General features: G+C 52.3%; 20 protein-coding genes. 14 read left to right on the forward strand and 6 right to left on the reverse strand.

Annotation, left to right across the window (positions count from 1 at the left end):
* Positions 1–214: 214 nt before the first annotated feature.
* The 6 genes from Q1W15_RS09545 to Q1W15_RS09570 form a co-directional block, all read right to left on the reverse strand.
* Positions 215–829 (reverse strand): GntR family transcriptional regulator, encoded by a 615-nt coding sequence (locus Q1W15_RS09545; protein ID WP_300726893.1) that lies wholly within the window; start codon positions 827–829, stop codon positions 215–217.
* 275 nt (positions 830–1,104) lie between these two features.
* Positions 1,105–2,442 carry an allantoin permease gene (locus Q1W15_RS09550; protein WP_300726895.1) on the reverse strand — a complete coding sequence of 446 codons (1,338 nt, stop codon included), beginning with the start codon at positions 2,440–2,442 and terminating at the stop codon, positions 1,105–1,107.
* Between the two features lie 100 nt (positions 2,443–2,542).
* The gene (locus Q1W15_RS09555; RefSeq protein WP_300726898.1) at positions 2,543–3,100 is read right to left on the reverse strand and encodes an HD domain-containing protein; all 558 of its coding nucleotides are present in this window, start codon (positions 3,098–3,100) and stop codon (positions 2,543–2,545) included.
* Positions 3,101–3,152: 52 nt separating this feature from the next.
* On the reverse strand, positions 3,153–3,329 hold the full coding sequence (locus tag Q1W15_RS09560) for a hypothetical protein (protein ID WP_300726901.1): 177 nt from the start codon (positions 3,327–3,329) through the stop codon (positions 3,153–3,155).
* Between the two features lie 2 nt (positions 3,330–3,331).
* The gene (locus Q1W15_RS09565) at positions 3,332–5,029 is read right to left on the reverse strand and encodes a hydantoinase B/oxoprolinase family protein (RefSeq protein WP_300726904.1); all 1,698 of its coding nucleotides are present in this window, start codon (positions 5,027–5,029) and stop codon (positions 3,332–3,334) included.
* On the reverse strand, positions 5,029–7,077 hold the full coding sequence (locus tag Q1W15_RS09570; RefSeq protein WP_300726907.1) for a hydantoinase/oxoprolinase family protein: 2,049 nt from the start codon (positions 7,075–7,077) through the stop codon (positions 5,029–5,031). Before Q1W15_RS09570 ends, Q1W15_RS09565 begins: the two co-directional genes overlap by 1 nt.
* 930 nt (positions 7,078–8,007) lie before the next feature.
* Between Q1W15_RS09570 and Q1W15_RS09575 the strand changes: the two genes are divergently transcribed.
* The 14 genes from Q1W15_RS09575 to Q1W15_RS09640 all read left to right on the forward strand — a co-directional run bounded on the left by Q1W15_RS09575 (position 8,008) and on the right by Q1W15_RS09640 (position 16,387).
* Positions 8,008–8,178 carry a hypothetical protein gene (locus Q1W15_RS09575; RefSeq protein ID WP_300726910.1) on the forward strand — a complete coding sequence of 57 codons (171 nt, stop codon included), beginning with the start codon at positions 8,008–8,010 and terminating at the stop codon, positions 8,176–8,178.
* Between the two features lie 24 nt (positions 8,179–8,202).
* Positions 8,203–8,409 carry a CrpP family ICE-associated protein gene (locus Q1W15_RS09580; RefSeq protein ID WP_300726913.1) on the forward strand — a complete coding sequence of 69 codons (207 nt, stop codon included), beginning with the start codon at positions 8,203–8,205 and terminating at the stop codon, positions 8,407–8,409.
* A 79-nt stretch (positions 8,410–8,488) separates the two neighbouring features.
* Complete coding sequence (locus Q1W15_RS09585) at positions 8,489–8,689, forward strand: stability determinant (protein WP_300726916.1); 201 nt, start codon at positions 8,489–8,491, stop codon at positions 8,687–8,689.
* Positions 8,616–8,942 (forward strand): type II toxin-antitoxin system RelE/ParE family toxin, encoded by a 327-nt coding sequence (locus Q1W15_RS09590; RefSeq protein WP_367280633.1) that lies wholly within the window; start codon positions 8,616–8,618, stop codon positions 8,940–8,942. The genes Q1W15_RS09585 and Q1W15_RS09590 overlap by 74 nt, the downstream gene beginning before the upstream one ends.
* A gap of 161 nt (positions 8,943–9,103) precedes the next feature.
* Positions 9,104–9,253 (forward strand): hypothetical protein, encoded by a 150-nt coding sequence (locus tag Q1W15_RS09595; RefSeq protein ID WP_300726921.1) that lies wholly within the window; start codon positions 9,104–9,106, stop codon positions 9,251–9,253.
* 313 nt (positions 9,254–9,566) lie between these two features.
* Complete coding sequence (locus tag Q1W15_RS09600; RefSeq protein WP_300726924.1) at positions 9,567–10,427, forward strand: ParA family protein; 861 nt, start codon at positions 9,567–9,569, stop codon at positions 10,425–10,427.
* Position 10,428: 1 nt separating this feature from the next.
* Complete coding sequence (locus tag Q1W15_RS09605) at positions 10,429–11,169, forward strand: hypothetical protein (protein WP_300726926.1); 741 nt, start codon at positions 10,429–10,431, stop codon at positions 11,167–11,169.
* The gene (locus tag Q1W15_RS09610) at positions 11,169–11,870 is read left to right on the forward strand and encodes a DUF2786 domain-containing protein (protein ID WP_300726929.1); all 702 of its coding nucleotides are present in this window, start codon (positions 11,169–11,171) and stop codon (positions 11,868–11,870) included. Before Q1W15_RS09605 ends, Q1W15_RS09610 begins: the two co-directional genes overlap by 1 nt.
* Positions 11,867–13,216: a replicative DNA helicase gene (gene dnaB / locus Q1W15_RS09615; RefSeq protein ID WP_300726932.1), complete on the forward strand. Its 1,350-nt coding sequence runs from the start codon at positions 11,867–11,869 to the stop codon at positions 13,214–13,216. Before Q1W15_RS09610 ends, dnaB begins: the two co-directional genes overlap by 4 nt.
* Entirely contained in the window at positions 13,213–13,692 is a 480-nt protein-coding gene (locus Q1W15_RS09620) for a hypothetical protein (protein WP_300726935.1), read from the forward strand. Before dnaB ends, Q1W15_RS09620 begins: the two co-directional genes overlap by 4 nt.
* Positions 13,689–13,865 carry a hypothetical protein gene (locus Q1W15_RS09625; protein ID WP_300726938.1) on the forward strand — a complete coding sequence of 59 codons (177 nt, stop codon included), beginning with the start codon at positions 13,689–13,691 and terminating at the stop codon, positions 13,863–13,865. The genes Q1W15_RS09620 and Q1W15_RS09625 overlap by 4 nt, the downstream gene beginning before the upstream one ends.
* Positions 13,855–14,418, forward strand: coding sequence for a hypothetical protein (locus Q1W15_RS09630; RefSeq protein WP_300726941.1), 564 nt, complete (start codon positions 13,855–13,857; stop codon positions 14,416–14,418). The genes Q1W15_RS09625 and Q1W15_RS09630 overlap by 11 nt, the downstream gene beginning before the upstream one ends.
* Positions 14,419–14,432: 14 nt before the next feature.
* Positions 14,433–14,669: an Arc family DNA-binding protein gene (locus Q1W15_RS09635; RefSeq protein ID WP_300726944.1), complete on the forward strand. Its 237-nt coding sequence runs from the start codon at positions 14,433–14,435 to the stop codon at positions 14,667–14,669.
* On the forward strand, positions 14,666–16,387 hold the full coding sequence (locus Q1W15_RS09640; protein WP_300726946.1) for a ParB family protein: 1,722 nt from the start codon (positions 14,666–14,668) through the stop codon (positions 16,385–16,387). Before Q1W15_RS09635 ends, Q1W15_RS09640 begins: the two co-directional genes overlap by 4 nt.
* Positions 16,388–16,396 lie beyond the last annotated feature (9 nt).

Genomic DNA, 16,396 nt, shown 5'->3' on the forward strand with positions numbered 1-16,396 from the left:
CGGTATTGATGCACTAAATGGCCCTGGACCTGCGCGGCTGCGTTGAATGGGTACAACACCCATCGGCGATAGGCCTACCCTGAAGGTCTGCGACCGGTGAGTGTGTTTGAGCCTAACCACCGCGGTGTGCACAAGCAGGTCAACATGAAATACACAATCGGAAAAGAAACCCAGCAATGTCACTTGGGTTCTCTAAGGAGGGCTACACATCACGTTAGTAATTGTAGGCTTCCTTGATTCTCTTCCATGAGTCGCCTATATGAAACTTGAGCGCCTCAATGACTTTCTGTTCGTCTTTAGTGCGAAACGCCTCGACAATAGGCCAGTGATCGACTGCCGCATCCTCAAGGCTTGCAAATCGATGCTCAACCAGACTGATCGAGATCTGAATTTCGGCGTAAATATTAGAAAAAGCACGAATGGTCTGAGTATTTCTCGACAATTCACATATACGCTGATGGAAGGCGATATCACGTTCGACAAGCTCCATTTCTCGCCCTGTTTTCGCGGCCGCCTCCATTTGATCGACGATGGCAGCCAGGCCTTCGATGTCCTCATCCGTCAGGTAAGGAAATGCCTGACGAACTGCAAACTCCTCCAAAGCCAAACGGAATGAAAAAATATCCTGGATGTCCGACTCCGAAAAGGTGCGGACAAAGGTCCCTCGCCGCGGGCTGGAAATAAGCAAACCTCGCTCTTCCAGCTTGCGGATCGCTTCCCGTATCGGGTTGCGACTGATCTTCAATGTCCGTGACAATTCGGCTTCATTGACGCGCTGCCCTGCCTTCAACTGACCACTCACGAGCAGCTTGTACAGGTACTCGGTCACTTGCTCCGACAAGCTTTTACTGTCGACAAGGGGGGTTGTGAAAGACCCTGATTCGCTCGTAGACATGCTTGAAACAGGGGATGGAAACTGAATCATCTGAAGTTAACCCGCTATGTCTTCGATGTGGATCACTATCGTAGTCGAACGGAATCGCTTCACCGGTTGGGCATTTTCGACTGTGAACAGTCAGCTTGCCTTTTTATCCACCCCCTGTCAATTCAACTAGTCGCTCTTGCATGGGCGGCTTAGATATCAAGAAACCCATGCAAGAAGCATCAATTTACTTCACTTATAGTTGGATTATTCGCCACTTTTACTTTCGGTCTTAGACGCATTATTGAATAAGCAACCAGTGCAGTGGCGGGGGCGGAAAATGTCGCCAACAGACCGGTGCAATTCATAAGAATCACGCCGACGATCGAAGCCACCCACCACGCTGTCAGGCCTGCGTAGTTGACCGCTTTATAAGGGGTACTCGATACGCCACCGTCCGCAAGCTTTCGAACTTCGATAATCCTCGACAGGGCAACGCCTACCCAAGCGACAACGATAATTCCTTGGTAAGCGAGAGCTTCCATCAGGTATTTGAAAACATCAGCAAGCATAAGCACAAACACTAATATTCCGACAACAAGAGCCCACCACCCCCATTTCCAACCCAAGCCAAAGAATTGCCCTATCATTTTCAAATTTGTGGTAGCGACAAAGTAGTTGGCTGAATTTATTCGCGTCTGCGTGGCCCAAACAAACACCAGCCCCCAAAAGCCTAGCAAGCTCAGGATTGCCAGCACCACAGAAATTTCACTGATCTTTTCAATGCTGGGAACGGAACTGACCAGATAAATACCGCAGGCACCATTAACGACAATAGTGACAAAATAAAACAGATAACTAAAATTCCACTTATTATGAAACGCCGCATCCGAAGGTTTGCCAAACTTGGCATACTCATAGGCAAAGAGCATAAGCACCCAAATACCCATGTAATACACAAAACAATTCCACCACCCGTACGGCGATGGGTTAGAAGGTCCGAAAGTCATCCACTGAGTGGAATACCCATATTCGGATATAGAGATACAAACAGCAGCCAGTAAGCCTATGACGTAGATTGGCAACAGTACGCCATTGAGCTTGTCGAGCCAGACCTGGATTCTCCCCAATACCAGCGGTACGCTATACGCCACAACAATCAGCGCCGCGACCGTATGGTTGATCGAGGGAAAGAGATGGTTAATCGCCAGTGCGATAACGGAGCCTTCGAATACGGCGTAATAAATGGCCGTGGCCCCCAGAATGATCGCAGCAAGCACGGCCCCTTTCGAACCAAAAAGCTCTACCGAAAAGGAGGTCACCGAATGACCTGTCTTAATGGCGTGCCGGGTCATCAGAGAGGTAATGGCTCCATAGGAAATCACCGAAAGGAGCATTCCCGTAATCGCATTGAATGTCCCGTATTCTAACGCGAGTGCGCCGCCCACAATAATGTAGAACATTGCACTGCATACCGCCCACCACGCCATGGACAGCGATATTTTATTAATACGTTCGTCAAAACCCACCACGGCGGCAGGTTGCCCTGCGCCGTCATTACTTTTTATTGGGCCCGCCATTTTTTATTACTCCACTTAGAAAAGGAGGTGTTTTAAACACGTTTTTTGGGCAGAACAACCACAGGAAGTGCTTTTAAAGCAACGCAAGTCAGTTCGTTTATTATTTGTACGAATAGGGCTTTCGAGAGAAAACGGTTTCAATCAACGGAATGAAGCTTTCAAGACTTAAGGTATCGTAATCCGGATCAAACGAAGGGCAATCCCACTCACGACAGAACGTGTCACACTCATCAAACCAAGGGTGCCCAAGAAACTTATCGCGTGTATTTTTATTCAACCCAAGATTTTCCCAATAATAAAACCCTTGAAAAACATCGTGATTAAGTACAATCCAGTGCGTTTTTTCGGACACATAGGGCTTGATCAATGCGCCCGCCAATTCGGCATGGTTATATAAGGCCAGTGTGTCACCAATATCATGAACCAATGCCGCCAGCACCATTTCATCGTCGGCACCGTCACGCATGGCGCGAGTCGCTGTCTGTAGTGAATGTTGAAGCCGGTCAATCTGATAAGGCTGTTCACCATGCCCCAACAACTGCAGGTGTTTGATCACCAGCCCAGGCATGCCTTTATGTTCTTCGGTTTCGAAAGCGGAAATTAACTTCCAGTCTTCGGGCTTCATTTGGTCGATACGTTTAAATGTAACCTTTTCCATCATTATTTCCTGTCTTTCGGATCGGGGCCGACCCGGCCCCGCCGAATATTTATTACTTCGAATCGCGCCGCTGCTGACGCTCAGCGCTCCATTTCACACACCAGTCGGAGCAAAATTCCTTACCGTCGACTTTCACCTTCGTAGGCGCGTCCTGCTCATAGATCAGAACACCGCAGTTGCAGCATTTAACGTAACGTTCGATGTAGAGCCCGTTTTCTGAGAATTTCATCTTCAGTTCCCCGTGTACCCGTAATTCGACCTTGCCGACTCGAGTGAAATGTATCCATCGCGCAAATCACGCTCGACCGCTTCCGGCGCTCGTTTTTTTGGGCTGCCAAAGCCGCCACCTCCAGGTGTAACCAACTTGACCCGGTCACCTTCCAGGATGTCGACGTTGGAGTAACGGCTCGTAGAAATTTTGCCGTAGGCTTCGCACATTGTTTCCCACGTACTCGAGTCTTTTTTCTGAACAAGAGTGGCACCACAGCCGCCTTCCAGACCGCCGTCCAAGCCCCATGGCTTGGTGAAATGGCGGTCGGTCATTTGCGAAACGGTTATCGTCTTATTCAGGCAGAGCATTTGTTTGGTGTAACCCAACCCCCCTCGGAATTCGCCAGCACCGCCCGAGTCCGCATCCAGGGCGAGGCACTCGACACGCCACGGGAATCGGGTTTCGAAAACCTCCACTGGAGTGGTGCGGCAATTGCCATTAATCGAGTCAACGGCGTCATTCCCATCTGCGAATGCACGCCCTCCCCAACCGACGGCCTCCAGGTCATAACAGGCGAAGTATTCGCCGCTGACAGCATCCACACCGCCGAACACGAAGTTGCAATGTGTCGCGCCCTCCGCGGCCATGACTCGGTTAGGAACGGCAGATGCCATTGCCCCCAGAATCGCCCCGGTGATGCGAGGATGTGTCTCGGTATTTCCCCCGACTGAAGGTGCCGGAAAATCCACGTTTACAATTGTGCCGGGCGGCGACAGCACTTTGATCGGACGGAAACATCCACTGTTGCGTGGTATGGAAGGGTCTGTCATATGCAGTACGGCGTTATAGGCAGCTGACGTCGACACCCCCAGTGTTGCATTGATCGGGCCACGGGCCTGAGGTGAAGAGCCCGTGTAGTCAACGATGATCTGATCGCCACGGACGTGAACCTCCACAGCGATGCGGTAGGTTTTATCTGGAGTGACGCCATCACTTTCAACGAAATCTTCGAAAGAATAGATACCATCGGGAATGGCTTCTATTTCGGCCTTCATACGCCGCTCAGCGTAATCAAGCAGGTCACCCAAAATCTGCTGAACAACGTTGACGCCGTACTTCTCAAGCACACCACGCATCTCGCGCTCGCCCAGATCTACAGCAGCAATCAAAGCACGCAGATCACCATAGTTGGTCCGAGGTGTTCGTACGTTAGCCAGTAACAGCTTCCAGATATCGTTGTTGTCGACACCAGCAGATTTAATTTTCACCGGCGGAACACGCAAACCCTCATGGAAAATCTCCGTGGCCTCGCCAGCAAAACCGCCGGGCACCATGCCACCGACTTCAGCGATATGACCAATCGCAACAGCCCAGCCTTGTAGCTCACCCTGAAAGAAGATCGGCTTGAAGAATGAATGCTCCGGCGTGTGCAGGCCGCCACGATAGGGGTCGTTGTGAAGAATGATGTCTCCTTCTCTGAGAGACGCCACATCGATTTCCTTCAAACACGACTTAACCAGCAGCGGTATTCCGCCGATCATGGCAGGGCAGAAATCGGCGACCGCAATCAGATTGCCCTGTATGTCGGCCAGACCGCAGGTAAAGTCCAGTGCTTCATTGAAAATCGTGGAGTAAGAAGTCTTCTGGAGGGTGATTCCCATTTCTCGACAGATCGACACCATCGTCGAGTCGAGCACACTCATCGCGACCATATCCATTACTTGCCCTCCTTCGATTTTGCCGTTACGAGCATGTAGCCGTATTCGTTTACTCGAATGCGCTGGTCGGGTCGCAAGATCGTGACCGAGGCGCTTTCCTCGATAATTGCTGGCCCTTCAATCACATGGTTCTGGAGCAACGTTTCACGCTCATAGACAGGCGTATCGATCCAGCCCTCCTCAAACCGTACCTTGCGACTTGCATTGGCTTTGGCGGGCTGTTGCGCAGGCGCAAGCGATGGAATGTTCGGCTTCTCGGATGATGCGATTGCCACGGCCTTGATGGTCACAAGCTCGATGGTTTCACCTGGAATGGAGAAGCCGAACCGAGCCTTGTGAATCTCATGAAATTTCTGCCACAACTGGACAGCAGACTCGGCCGTAATCGATGCCACGTTAACCGGTAGTTCAAGCCCATGATTCTGCCCGAGGTAGCGCGCCTCGATGGAACGTTGCACCTGAATGTTGTCAACATAACCCTGCTCAGTCAGCTCGCCGAGTGCAGTACTCACAAGACTGGTCATTGCTTCATCAACCGCGCAAGCGTCAAACCGTGTGGAGACCTGCTGAATCGTTCGCTGCTTGTCGACACGGGCATTGGTCATGATGAAGCCGAATGCCGAAAACTGACCGGGGTAGTTGGGTACCAAACCTTGAGGGATACCACTGATGTCCAACAAGTCGCAGATGTGAACCGGACCGGCCCCTCCAGATGACAGGAGCGTGAAGTCGCGAGGATCCAGCCCGCGCTGCAACAACACCGTGCGCAGCGCGCCCAGCATGTTGTTGTTCGCAATCTGGAGCATGGCAAGAGCCGCGTCATCAACAGCCATTTGGAGTGCGTCTGCAATACGAGCAACTGCACTGTGAGCAGCACTGGCATCAAGTTTCATCCGCCCGCCGAGGAAGAAATCAGGATTGATTCGACCCAGCACAACGTTCGCATCGGTTACGGTTGCTTCAAGACCGCCGCGACCATAGCAGGCAGGACCTGGAACGGATGTCGCAGATTGCGGCCCCATTCGTAACAGGCCACCTTTATCAATCCACGCCAGGGATCCGCCGCCCGCACCGATGGTATGAACGTCGATCATCGGAACCTGAATCGGAATCCCCCATTCAATTTCAAAGTCGGTGGTGATGTTTTCCTGACCATTGACGACGGTTGCACAGTCGGTTGAAGTGCCCCCCATATCAAATACAACCAGGTTTTTAATTCCGGTAAGTTCAGCCACTGTACGCGTTGCAACGACTGCGCCCGTCGGCCCGGACAGTGCCATCTGAACAGGTGTAGCCGCCGCCCCCCAAATACTGGATTCGCCACCATTGGACTTGATGACACCGACTTTATCGCCGATACCCAAATCATCGAGGCAGGCTTTGATACGGGCGAAGCTTTCTTGAACAATTGGCTTGAGAAAAGCGTCAGCGATCGTTGTGGATGCCCTGTCGTACTCTTTCCATTTCGGAAGTACGTGAAATGAAGAAGAAATCGGTATATCTGGCAGTTCTTCAGCCAGAATTTTTGCAATACGATCCTCATGCGCTGGGTTGACGTAAGAGAACAAGGTACAGACGGCAATGGCTTCTATGGTGCCATCGTCACGAATAGCCTGAGCCACTTTGCGTACCGAGGCCTCATCCAGAGCAAGAACTTCCTCACCCAAGGCACTCATACGCTCAGCCACTTCATAGCAATTGGCCCGACTCACGAATGCTTTCGTCTTGATCCACGTAATATCGTAATGACTACGGCGGTCGCCACGCTGAATAAACGGTACATCTTTAAAACCGTTAGTTGTAACGTAAGCAACTTTCGCGCCTTTTCGCGTCAACAGTGCATTCGTAGCAATAGTAGTTCCAAGACGCACCTTATTAACGGTTGCCATCGACTCGATTTTGGACAAACCCTCCAAAACGCCTTCGATAGGGTTTTCTGGAGTCGTTAGGTTTTTCCAGTTTTCAATTATTCCAGTGGTAGCATCATATGATACGAAGTCGGTAAAAGTACCGCCAATATCGACACCTACAATGTTGTCCTCACGCATAAGGCGCTCCGCTTTTTTATAGAATTAAAATTTTCGGGGGCAGTTCTTAAATTACTTTATGCGGCGATTACCGTGTGGCCACGATTGACGTGGACATTCAATTAATCACAGTTAATACCTATTTTTTTGCAAAGAAACCTACCCCAGTTCGCACCTAGAAGGTCTGTTCCTTAGAGCAGCTTAACGTCCGTTTATGATCTTCACTCTACACAAAATGAAGACTGTGGACTGAAGACTGTGGACAGTTTGCCTTTGGCATCATTTCTTGTCAACTGACCACGCGCTCAAGCACGCCACCGAACGCTGGCGAATGCCCAGGGGGGGGATCTGGTAGATGATTTTATGATTGGCACCCTCAGTTCAGAGGGTCTGGAAAGGAGCGAACCATTCGTCGCTAGAAAAAAATCTAAGTACAGGGAGCGCCTTATCCAAGGACCGGAACCCACCAAATACTCAAGCCTTTCAAGTACTCTCAGGCTGGCAAAACGCGTAGTAGATGAAGGTATTGCCCCTTCGCGAAAACGCAGACACAAAAAAGCCGGTAACCCTTTGGGGTATTTGTTGACCTTGATCGACAAAGCGATTTGGGGTGACTTCAACAGCACTTGGGCCCCCAGTGACAGTGACGCGTCACATGGCCACCCTCCCAACCCATCCGCTAACCGAAACGTGACCGGCTCTTCCCCGGAGCGCCGAGGCGATGCAAACCGCGAAACAGCAAATGAGCCAGATGAAACATTTGCTCAGACCACGCTAGGGCATACAAACCTGACAGCACTGAGTTACTGGCAGTGATCGGGTGTTGCGGCCCGCAACACTCAATCAGAGGCCGGCAACCGTACCGGCAGTGAAGCCTAGGGAGGTTACAACTGCAAAGCGGGCAAACGACCAAGGGCTTTATCCGCTGGATAAGGACAACCGAGTGATCGGATGAACCCGCGACAAATTCAAGAGACTAAAAGCCTTTTTGCTGCCAAAAACCGCACCGCTCGTGAAGTTTCTGATGCTGCAAACCTATTACACGGCAGACTTCAGCAATGGGACTCAAATTCTGGCTTCAATGGCAAAAATCGCCCAATCGTGGTGCTACTGTTTAGTTGATCACTTCTTCGAGAAGTACAGCCAATGGTGCAGGCATCAACACCGCTGAAGCTGGTGGACAGGCGTAAACTCAATAACCCACACGAGGCAGTGCAGGCGGCAGGTGCTGAAGCCGCCCGAAAAGGGCTTGCGGTGTGTACCTGCCCCTATCGCCACCCTGCCATGCGTGCGTCGTGCCTAAAGGGCTTTGCCCAGGAACAGCAACTGCCTCTGGCTCTTTTGGATAGATGAGCTCTCGTCGGGTTTGATTCGTCAAAATCACTCTCTAGAGCTAGACTGTTGCCAATATCACCTCTCAACGGAGACTGACATGAGCGCCCGGCTTTCCCCCATCGTGTCCGAGTTCGAAACCGACGAGCAGGCAGCCAGCTATGACCAATGGTTCCGAGCAAAAGTGCTCGAAGCCATGAACAGCGATAAACCACGTCTACCTCACGATGAGGCCATGGCGAAGGTTCAAGCTGCACTGGAAGAGCGTAGGAAGTTGCGTGCAAATCATTCGGTGGACTGAAGAAGCAACCACCGATCTGGTGGAAATCATCGACTATATCGACCAACGTAATTCGTTGGCAGCAGATGCTCTGCACAGCATGATATTGAGAGCCGTCGAAGGACTTTCTTCGGCTCCCTACTTGTTCCGACCTGGTCGAGTTTCCGGATCTCGAGAATGCGTTGTACATCCAAACTACTTAGTGATTTACCAAATCGGTGAAGAACACATAGACGTGTTACGTATTTTGCACTCCCGCCAGAAATACCCCTGATCAACAGCCTGCCGCTCTTCAATCCTGCACTGATGTAATTCAGGCACATGCCCGGAACTACTTCACTGTGGCGAAAATAGCGCCCAGCACCCTACTCCCATTGATACCCACCCTACCCTCCCGCGACAGTCCCTCTCTGCATAAACGAGAAGGGCCACCCCATGAAGTTGCTGATCATCGAGGCACCCGGCAAGCTGAAAAAGCTCCAGCCAATGATGAAAAAACTACGCCCAGGCGAAGACTGGCAGGTTGTTGCCAGTGGTGGCCATATCCGTGATCTGCTTGAGGATGACCATGATTTGACTGTCTGAAAAACGCGATGTCTTCACGCAAAACTTCCTTGATCCGGTCTGGAGAAAATTCTACTTCTGATGCGTACTTTTTTCAGGGGGGATTACCAAGGCGCTTCTCACCGAATTTCAGACGCAAAAAAGCCGGTAAACCCTGAGGATTTGACCGGCTGTTTTGGTGTTGCATATGGTGGGTCGTGTGGGATTCGAACCTACGACCAATTGGTTAAAAGACTGTTGACGCAAGCCTTACCAAGGCCGCGAAGGATAAGGCTCACCACGCTACACGCTGGCTTCGCAGCCTCTAATGACCCCACATTAGAGGCTACAACCCATGAAAATCGCATCGGTCGTTTCGACCAAAGGCGGTACAGGTAAAACCACCACTTCAGCGAATATAGGCGCGTTCTGTGCAGATGCCGGTCTGCGTACGCTTCTCATCGATCTGGATCCCGTCCAGCCTTCCCTGTCTTCGTATTACCCATTGGCCGAAGAAGCACAAGGCGGTATCTACGACTTACTCGCGTTCAATGAGACGGATTTTTCACGCATAGTGTCCCTGACGGCGATTGCGAATCTGTCGCTGATCATTTCTAACGACATCAATAACCAGCTCATCAATTTACTGCTCCAGGCACCAGACGGCCGCTTGCGCCTAGCCAATCTCATGCCGGCATTCAACGATCATTTCGACCTGATCTTGATTGATACACAGGGGGCACGCTCGGCCATGCTGGAGATGGTCATTCTGGCTTCGGACTTGGTCATTTCGCCTCTGCCACCCAACATGCTCGCCGCGCGCGAGTTTAGTCGTGGAACCCTGCAAATGCTCGACGGCCTTCGTGCTTACGGGCGTCTTGGCTTGAAAATTCCGCCTGTGCATATCGTGATCAACAATTTCGATTTAACGGCCGACGCCCAAATAATCAACCATTCGGTGCGCGAGATCTTCCAGGGCAACACTGAAATCGATGTTCTGGAATGCACCATTCCTGCAGCGGTGGTGTTTCGAGATGCCGCGTCATTGGGCACGCCTGCACACCGCCTGGAATATCGGCAACCCTCAAACCGAAAATCCCCCAGTGCACTCGCTGTCGTTCGCCAACTGGCTATTGAGGTGTTTCCTGAATGGCAGAATCGCTTTGAAGCAATGACAGATAGCGCCGTCAAAGCCCTTGTAAAAAAGGGGTGCTGAGATGCCAAAGCCATCGATCACAGAAGCCACCGACATCACCGCCGAGGTCGTACTCGCGCTAGGCAAATACCATAGCGCCCAAGAATTACGGAACCTGCAAGCAAAACTCACCAGTACGTCCCGGGAGCTCCGTGGATTGACAAAGGGTAATTCCCTGCTCGGTCGGATCGGGGAAAAGCTGAGCCTTGAGCAACTCCACCTTTTGCAAGATGCCGCCAAGCTAATCGAGTCGGTAAACGCCAATTTAGAGCACGCCAAGGAAAAGCGTCAGCGGCGTGAAATTGCAACCCAAGCACTTCAGAAAGACCGCGATAGCACCGCAAAAAAGATGGTTACAGCAGCATATCCTCTGCCCTGCTACACGACTGAGCAGAAACTGGGGGTAATCCGACTGGCTTTGGCCCTGAATCGCATTGGATGCTTTCAATCGTTCAGAACGCCAATGGAACTGTCGCTCAGATTTCAAAACTACATCATCGACACCTCCAAATTCGCTCGCTGGAAAACCCCCAAAGAATTTTGGGAGTACAAGATCTCATCAATTCGCGATGAGTTGCGAAATGGCATTGAACATCACATAGCCGACAATAATGGTGAAAGTGTCCGTACACGGTTTGACGCATTGCGCGCGAAGGCCCAAACGATAATCTCAGCCGCTGCAAACGACCCATATGAGATCGAAACCCTGCGTCTCTGGTCGCAAGCCCTCTCCCCGGCAACAACACAGGAGGGCAACCACTAGTGGACCGCCAAAAAGTTCTCGATCGCGTTGCAAAATGCTTTGCCCTGGCAAACGCCAACGGTGCTTTACCCAACGAAATAGAAACTGCACTGCGTCAGGCCCGAAACCTGATGAAGCAGTACAACCTCGAAGCAATAGCTGTAGCCGCGCACTCGATTGACGAAGCGAGCGTGCCCACGGGGACCCGGCGTGCCCCGCAAGACTGGCTTCAATTATTGGCCATGATCTGCGCTCGGGCCTTTGATTGTCAGCATCTTGCCTACCGCAGTCAGGTGCAGGGATGGTCATTCAAGTTCTTGGGCAAAGGTATTTCACCCGAGCTTGCCGCTCACGCCTATTCGGCTCTTCATCATCAATTGGTGGCAGCCCGTAAAGTCCATGTCGCTCAGCAAAAACGCTGCCAGCTCAAGACCAAGCGACGTCGCGGCTTTCTGTTCTCCGAAGGCTGGCTGAACGCTGTGCAGTGCCGGGTCGCTGAATTTGCAGGCTGTATGGACGATGAAACTCGTCACGCGATCGACGCGTACCTGAATGTTCAACACCCGACGATGACAACGTCAACCATCAAACCCCGCGAGGCTAAAGGCCATGATGTTGGCTCTCTGACAGCAGGCTGGAAACAGGGGCAAAACGTTCAGCTTCATCGAGGTGTGGGTAAGAGCCAGCGCGTCGCGCTACCTGCCAAGGAGTCGGTGAAATGAATCATCTCGATCTTTCGCCGCCCTACTCTGTCGAGGCCGAGCAAGGTGTTTTGGGTGGACTCTTACTCGATAACAGCACTTGGGATCTGATTGCCGACACCCTTGAGGCCTCAGACTTTTTCCGTCAGGAGCATCGGCTATTATTTCAGACAATGACTGGCCTGGCTGCCAAATCCATTCCGTTTGACGTGGTGACGGTGCACAACGCACTGGAAGTGCCCGCCGAGACAGGCGGTCTGGCTTACTTGGGGGAACTGGCCAAGAACACCCCTTCAGTCGCCAATATCGAGCATTACGCCTATATCGTGCGTAACCGCTCCCAACTCAGGCAACTCATGAGTCTGGGTTTTCATTGCTCTCGCGAAGCCACAGACCCGCAAGCCAGTGCCGTGGATGTGCAAGAGTCGATTGAACAGCAATTGTTCGCCCTTGGCCAAAACAAGAACACCTCTGAATTCATCAATATCAACCAGTGTTTGATGACAGTCGTTGAGCAAATTGACCAACACTTCAACAGCGACGCTTGCGTAACCGGCGTGGCTTCAGGTCTTGATGACCTGGACGAGATGACATCGGGGTTTCAGGAAGCAGACCTGATTATTCTTGGTGCTCGCCCGTCGATGGGCAAAACGTCACTGGCCCTCAACTTCGTGGATGCTGCTCTGCAGTCCAGGCTGGACCGCACCGTTCAGGTGTTCAGCGTGGAAATGCCTGCAAAAGCCCTGCTCTATCGCCTCATGGCCATCCTCGGCCACCTTGATCTTGGCAAACTGTTGAAAGGCAGGCTTGAAGAAGACGACTGGCCAAAACTGACCGCCGCCGTGGCGCGCATCGACAATTATGGCGAACGGTTGGTGATCGACGATTCTTCCGGCCTGACACCGACCGCTCTGCGAGCAAAATCCCGGCGTGCTGCCCGACGCTTCGGGCACCCATCATTGATCATGATTGACTACCTGCAACTCATGCGCTGTCCAGGCCAAGAGAACAGGGCCAATGAAATCAGCTCCATCACCCAGTCCCTGAAAGCGTTGGCCAAGGAAATGAACTGCCCAGTCATTGCTTTATCCCAGCTCAACAGAGAACTGGAGCGCCGCCCGAACAAACGCCCGATCAATGCGGACCTGCGTGATAGCGGCGCAATTGAACAGGACGCCGATGTCATCCTTTTCGTTTACCGCGATGAGGTCTATCACCCGCAAACAGAGTTCAAGGGCATTGCCGAACTAATCATTGGCAAACACCGAAACGGTCCTACAGGGACTGTCCGCACTGCATTCATTCCTCACCAGACTCGGTTCGCCAATCTCAGTGCCAATGCCAGTTGGAAAGGGGCGCATCTATGAAAAACCCTACCGTGCGTACGATGGACCCAACGCTTGAAAGCGAATATGCCGAGCCGACCAGCGACACAGGAACGTCGTTGAGCGCCGAACAAGTCAGGATCCGCAACATCATCGGCTCCAGAGAAAACTCTGCTTTTTTGAAACACCTCTTCAGCCCAGGCGTTCAAAAAGCGCTGTATTCACGCTCGGTTATCGACTTTGTCATCGCCTATGGCAAAGCAACACACGCTCACCTGCCCATTGCTGAAGCCACCCGACAACAGTGCTATGAGCAAAAAATCACCGAGGGATTCAGCGTTGAACACGCTAATCAAGCAGCGCAAATCGCCTGGCTCAATGAGTACTTGACTGTCCCTTTCCCAGCTCTCGGGCATGCAGCGCCTGCTTCAGATACCGAAGAGGTTCTTTGTACCCCTACAGCCCCAAAGTCCATATCTCATCGTTTCACTAACAGTCCTGAAGGAGGCCAGTCATGACAGGCCCACTCACCCATTGGTGCCGCCAGTGCGACGCTCACTATCGGCTCAATCAAGTACGTCACTGCATTGCGGCACCGAACTCATTGGACGGTGAGGTCGAGGTCAACATCTGCCCGAAGTGCAGCAGCTATGAGATCGAGGAACTCCAGGAGGTCACCCATGAACAGTAACGCCGCCCTCTTCCCAGCCATTCACGCCACTGCCGACTTTGAAGATTCGGCAGTGGTTCATGCTTACAACGCCGGTATCAATCCCGTAGAGATGGACGCCCTCGCCCAGGTGATTGGCCGCCTGGCGCGTGACCACAGCACCGTGGTACCGGCGAGCATGAAGAAGGAGTTGCAGGCATTTGAACAGCTCGGCTACCTCGCGCTGGCCAACACCACCGGCGCAACGCTGACCGTTGAGCTGCTTTGCAATGGGGCGTTGCTATCCAGTTATTTCTGGTCGATTTGGGTGCCCCGCCACTTGCACAACTGTTCGTTGCAAGTCGTCGTGATGTCCCACCTTCCGTACTCGGAAGAGGCCCAACACTGCAGCGTGGTGTTTCGCGTCCCAGGCTCCCGCGATGCTCGACGGCAATTCCTGCATGACCTCATCACCCGGTTCTCAGGCGAGCAGGCAGAAATCATCGCGGTTCAGGCAGGCAATGCGCTCGCACCTCAAGAGCCTGCGCAGCACATCACAGGCCTGCAACCCAATAAACCAGCTGCCACCCCTTGAAATTGGAGATAACCATGAGCAGTCACGCCCGACGTATCCCTGATGAGAAGTTCGTTATTCGCATGCCGAGTGGGATGCGCCAACAGATCGCGCTGGAGGCGCGCATTAACTCACGGTCGATGAACGCAGAAATCGTCCACCGACTTGAGACGACCTCTGAGCTTGAAGCCGCTCTTGAGCGTGCGCACAGAGTCATCGACCAACTATTGGCCGTTGGCCAGGGTGCCGAACAACCGGGAGCCGGAACATGAAGCCAACGCTGGTTCAGACGATGAAAGAAAAACTGTTGTTGCCCGGCTTCGAGCCTAAAGCCCCTACCGCGCAACGCATGAGTGATCCGATTGTCGATACGCCCATGTTGCTGACGCTGGATGAAGTTTTGCCCTATGACACCAATCCCCGGACCACACGCAATCCTAAATACGACGAGATAAAACAATCCATTCGCCAGCGCGGGCTTGATACCCCGCCGCCTGTTACGCGAAAACCTGGTGAGGATAAATACCGCATCAGAAACGGGGGTAACACGCGCCTGTCGATTCTCAAAGAGTTACACCGTGAAACTGGAGACGAACAGTTCTTCAAGTTTCATTGCCTGTTTCGGCCATGGGATGCGGTTCGCGGAGAGATCATCTCGTTGACGGGGCACTTGGCAGAGAATGATTTGCAGGGTCAGCTTAAATTTATCGAACGGGCTGTTGGGGTCGATAAAGCGCGAGTGTTATATGAGGAAGAGTCGGGTGAAAAGATTTCACTGCGTGAACTCTCTCGACGTTTGGGAAGTGATGGATACCCAATCTCAGCCTCTCATTTGAGTCGAATGCAGGACACCATACGCTACCTGCTGCCCGCTGTTCCGGGAGTGCTGTATTCAGGCCTCGGTATTGATCGAGTAACCAGGCTTTTAGGATTAAGAAAATGCGCACTCACTAGCTGGGAGCGCAATTATGAAGAGAATGGGCAGAACCTAAAGTTCGACTCAATTTTTCAAGAAGTGCTTGCTCAATTCGAAGGTGATGCAGAGGAGTTTCAGCTATCACGTTTCCAGGACGAATTGGTTGATCAACTTAAAAAACCATTAGGCCTCACCTACGAAAATGTCCTGCTGGCTATCACTCAGAGCCAGGATGAACTTCGGCGTTCGACACCTGTGATCGAGCTACCCAACGCCCCCCTGAACAACCCGATCAGCGAACGACAATTAGTACCTGAAACGCTTTCCAGTACAGATGACACGCCCACTGCCCCCGCAAATCTCAACGCGATTGAACAGACTCAACCTGATATAGAGCCGCCTCAGGCATTACCGCCCCTGAGCCCAGAAGCTCAACAAACCCGGCTGGAGGGGCACATTGTCAGCCCCGTCTCGACCTCTGCCAGAGTCCTTAAGGTTAAGCAGCAACTCGCAGCCATCGAAGGCGAAGAACTCCCGGACTTCAACGCCAACGCGTTGGTGGCCATTCCCGTGCAAGCCGGTGGTCTACACCCCATTTCCGATCTTTGGTACATCGAACGTGAAATCGATACGCCCGATCAACTCCGTGGACATATCGCGCAACTGGCCCAGGAAATCGTCAGCTCAGTCAATGCGCCGGGTGACATCCAGGTCATCCAAGGGGGCATTGGGTTCAGTTACCGACATCCCGAACAAGAAACTGACCTTACGCCCACCGCGCAACGCACGTTGTTGTTGCTCCAGTCCTTGAGTGGCTCGATGGCCCTTGTCCTCAACCTGATCCAGCAAAAGCCTGAATTGCAGCTTGATGCATTAGCCGATTTCGAGTTCGCCGCAGGGCTTGGCCAACTGCTATTGGGGCAGCCCACCACCCAAGACCAACACCCCAATGACACAGGCCGACTGAGCGACGGCGCACTGGTAAAACTGTTTCGTATCGTTCGTTTAGCCAGACACCTGATAGACCTGGAAATCAGATCATCGACAGATCCTGCACTGCCCACTGAGTGTTGATTGCGGGCG

The sequence above is a fragment of the Pseudomonas sp. genome (genome assembly GCF_030150285.1).
Classification (GTDB): domain Bacteria; phylum Pseudomonadota; class Gammaproteobacteria; order Pseudomonadales; family Pseudomonadaceae; genus Aquipseudomonas.

What these genes read in the sequence shown, in the direction of transcription:
- Q1W15_RS09590 (WP_367280633.1), top strand. Translation starts at nt 8,616, where the DNA reads ATGAGGCCATGGCGAAGGTTCAAGCTGCACTGGAAGAGCGTAGGAAGT.
- Q1W15_RS09570 (WP_300726907.1), bottom strand. Translation starts at nt 7,077, where the DNA reads ATGCGTGAGGACAACATTGTAGGTGTCGATATTGGCGGTACTTTTACC.
- Q1W15_RS09620 (WP_300726935.1), top strand. Translation starts at nt 13,213, where the DNA reads ATGAAAAACCCTACCGTGCGTACGATGGACCCAACGCTTGAAAGCGAA.
- Q1W15_RS09580 (WP_300726913.1), top strand. Translation starts at nt 8,203, where the DNA reads ATGGTGCAGGCATCAACACCGCTGAAGCTGGTGGACAGGCGTAAACTC.
- Q1W15_RS09630 (WP_300726941.1), top strand. Translation starts at nt 13,855, where the DNA reads ATGAACAGTAACGCCGCCCTCTTCCCAGCCATTCACGCCACTGCCGAC.
- dnaB (WP_300726932.1), top strand. Translation starts at nt 11,867, where the DNA reads ATGAATCATCTCGATCTTTCGCCGCCCTACTCTGTCGAGGCCGAGCAA.
- Q1W15_RS09595 (WP_300726921.1), top strand. Translation starts at nt 9,104, where the DNA reads ATGAAGTTGCTGATCATCGAGGCACCCGGCAAGCTGAAAAAGCTCCAG.
- Q1W15_RS09565 (WP_300726904.1), bottom strand. Translation starts at nt 5,029, where the DNA reads ATGGATATGGTCGCGATGAGTGTGCTCGACTCGACGATGGTGTCGATC.
- Q1W15_RS09635 (WP_300726944.1), top strand. Translation starts at nt 14,433, where the DNA reads ATGAGCAGTCACGCCCGACGTATCCCTGATGAGAAGTTCGTTATTCGC.
- Q1W15_RS09605 (WP_300726926.1), top strand. Translation starts at nt 10,429, where the DNA reads ATGCCAAAGCCATCGATCACAGAAGCCACCGACATCACCGCCGAGGTC.
- Q1W15_RS09555 (WP_300726898.1), bottom strand. Translation starts at nt 3,100, where the DNA reads ATGGAAAAGGTTACATTTAAACGTATCGACCAAATGAAGCCCGAAGAC.
- Q1W15_RS09625 (WP_300726938.1), top strand. Translation starts at nt 13,689, where the DNA reads ATGACAGGCCCACTCACCCATTGGTGCCGCCAGTGCGACGCTCACTAT.
- Q1W15_RS09575 (WP_300726910.1), top strand. Translation starts at nt 8,008, where the DNA reads ATGAACCCGCGACAAATTCAAGAGACTAAAAGCCTTTTTGCTGCCAAA.
- Q1W15_RS09550 (WP_300726895.1), bottom strand. Translation starts at nt 2,442, where the DNA reads ATGGCGGGCCCAATAAAAAGTAATGACGGCGCAGGGCAACCTGCCGCC.
- Q1W15_RS09640 (WP_300726946.1), top strand. Translation starts at nt 14,666, where the DNA reads ATGAAGCCAACGCTGGTTCAGACGATGAAAGAAAAACTGTTGTTGCCC.
- Q1W15_RS09585 (WP_300726916.1), top strand. Translation starts at nt 8,489, where the DNA reads ATGAGCGCCCGGCTTTCCCCCATCGTGTCCGAGTTCGAAACCGACGAG.
- Q1W15_RS09600 (WP_300726924.1), top strand. Translation starts at nt 9,567, where the DNA reads ATGAAAATCGCATCGGTCGTTTCGACCAAAGGCGGTACAGGTAAAACC.
- Q1W15_RS09560 (WP_300726901.1), bottom strand. Translation starts at nt 3,329, where the DNA reads ATGAAATTCTCAGAAAACGGGCTCTACATCGAACGTTACGTTAAATGC.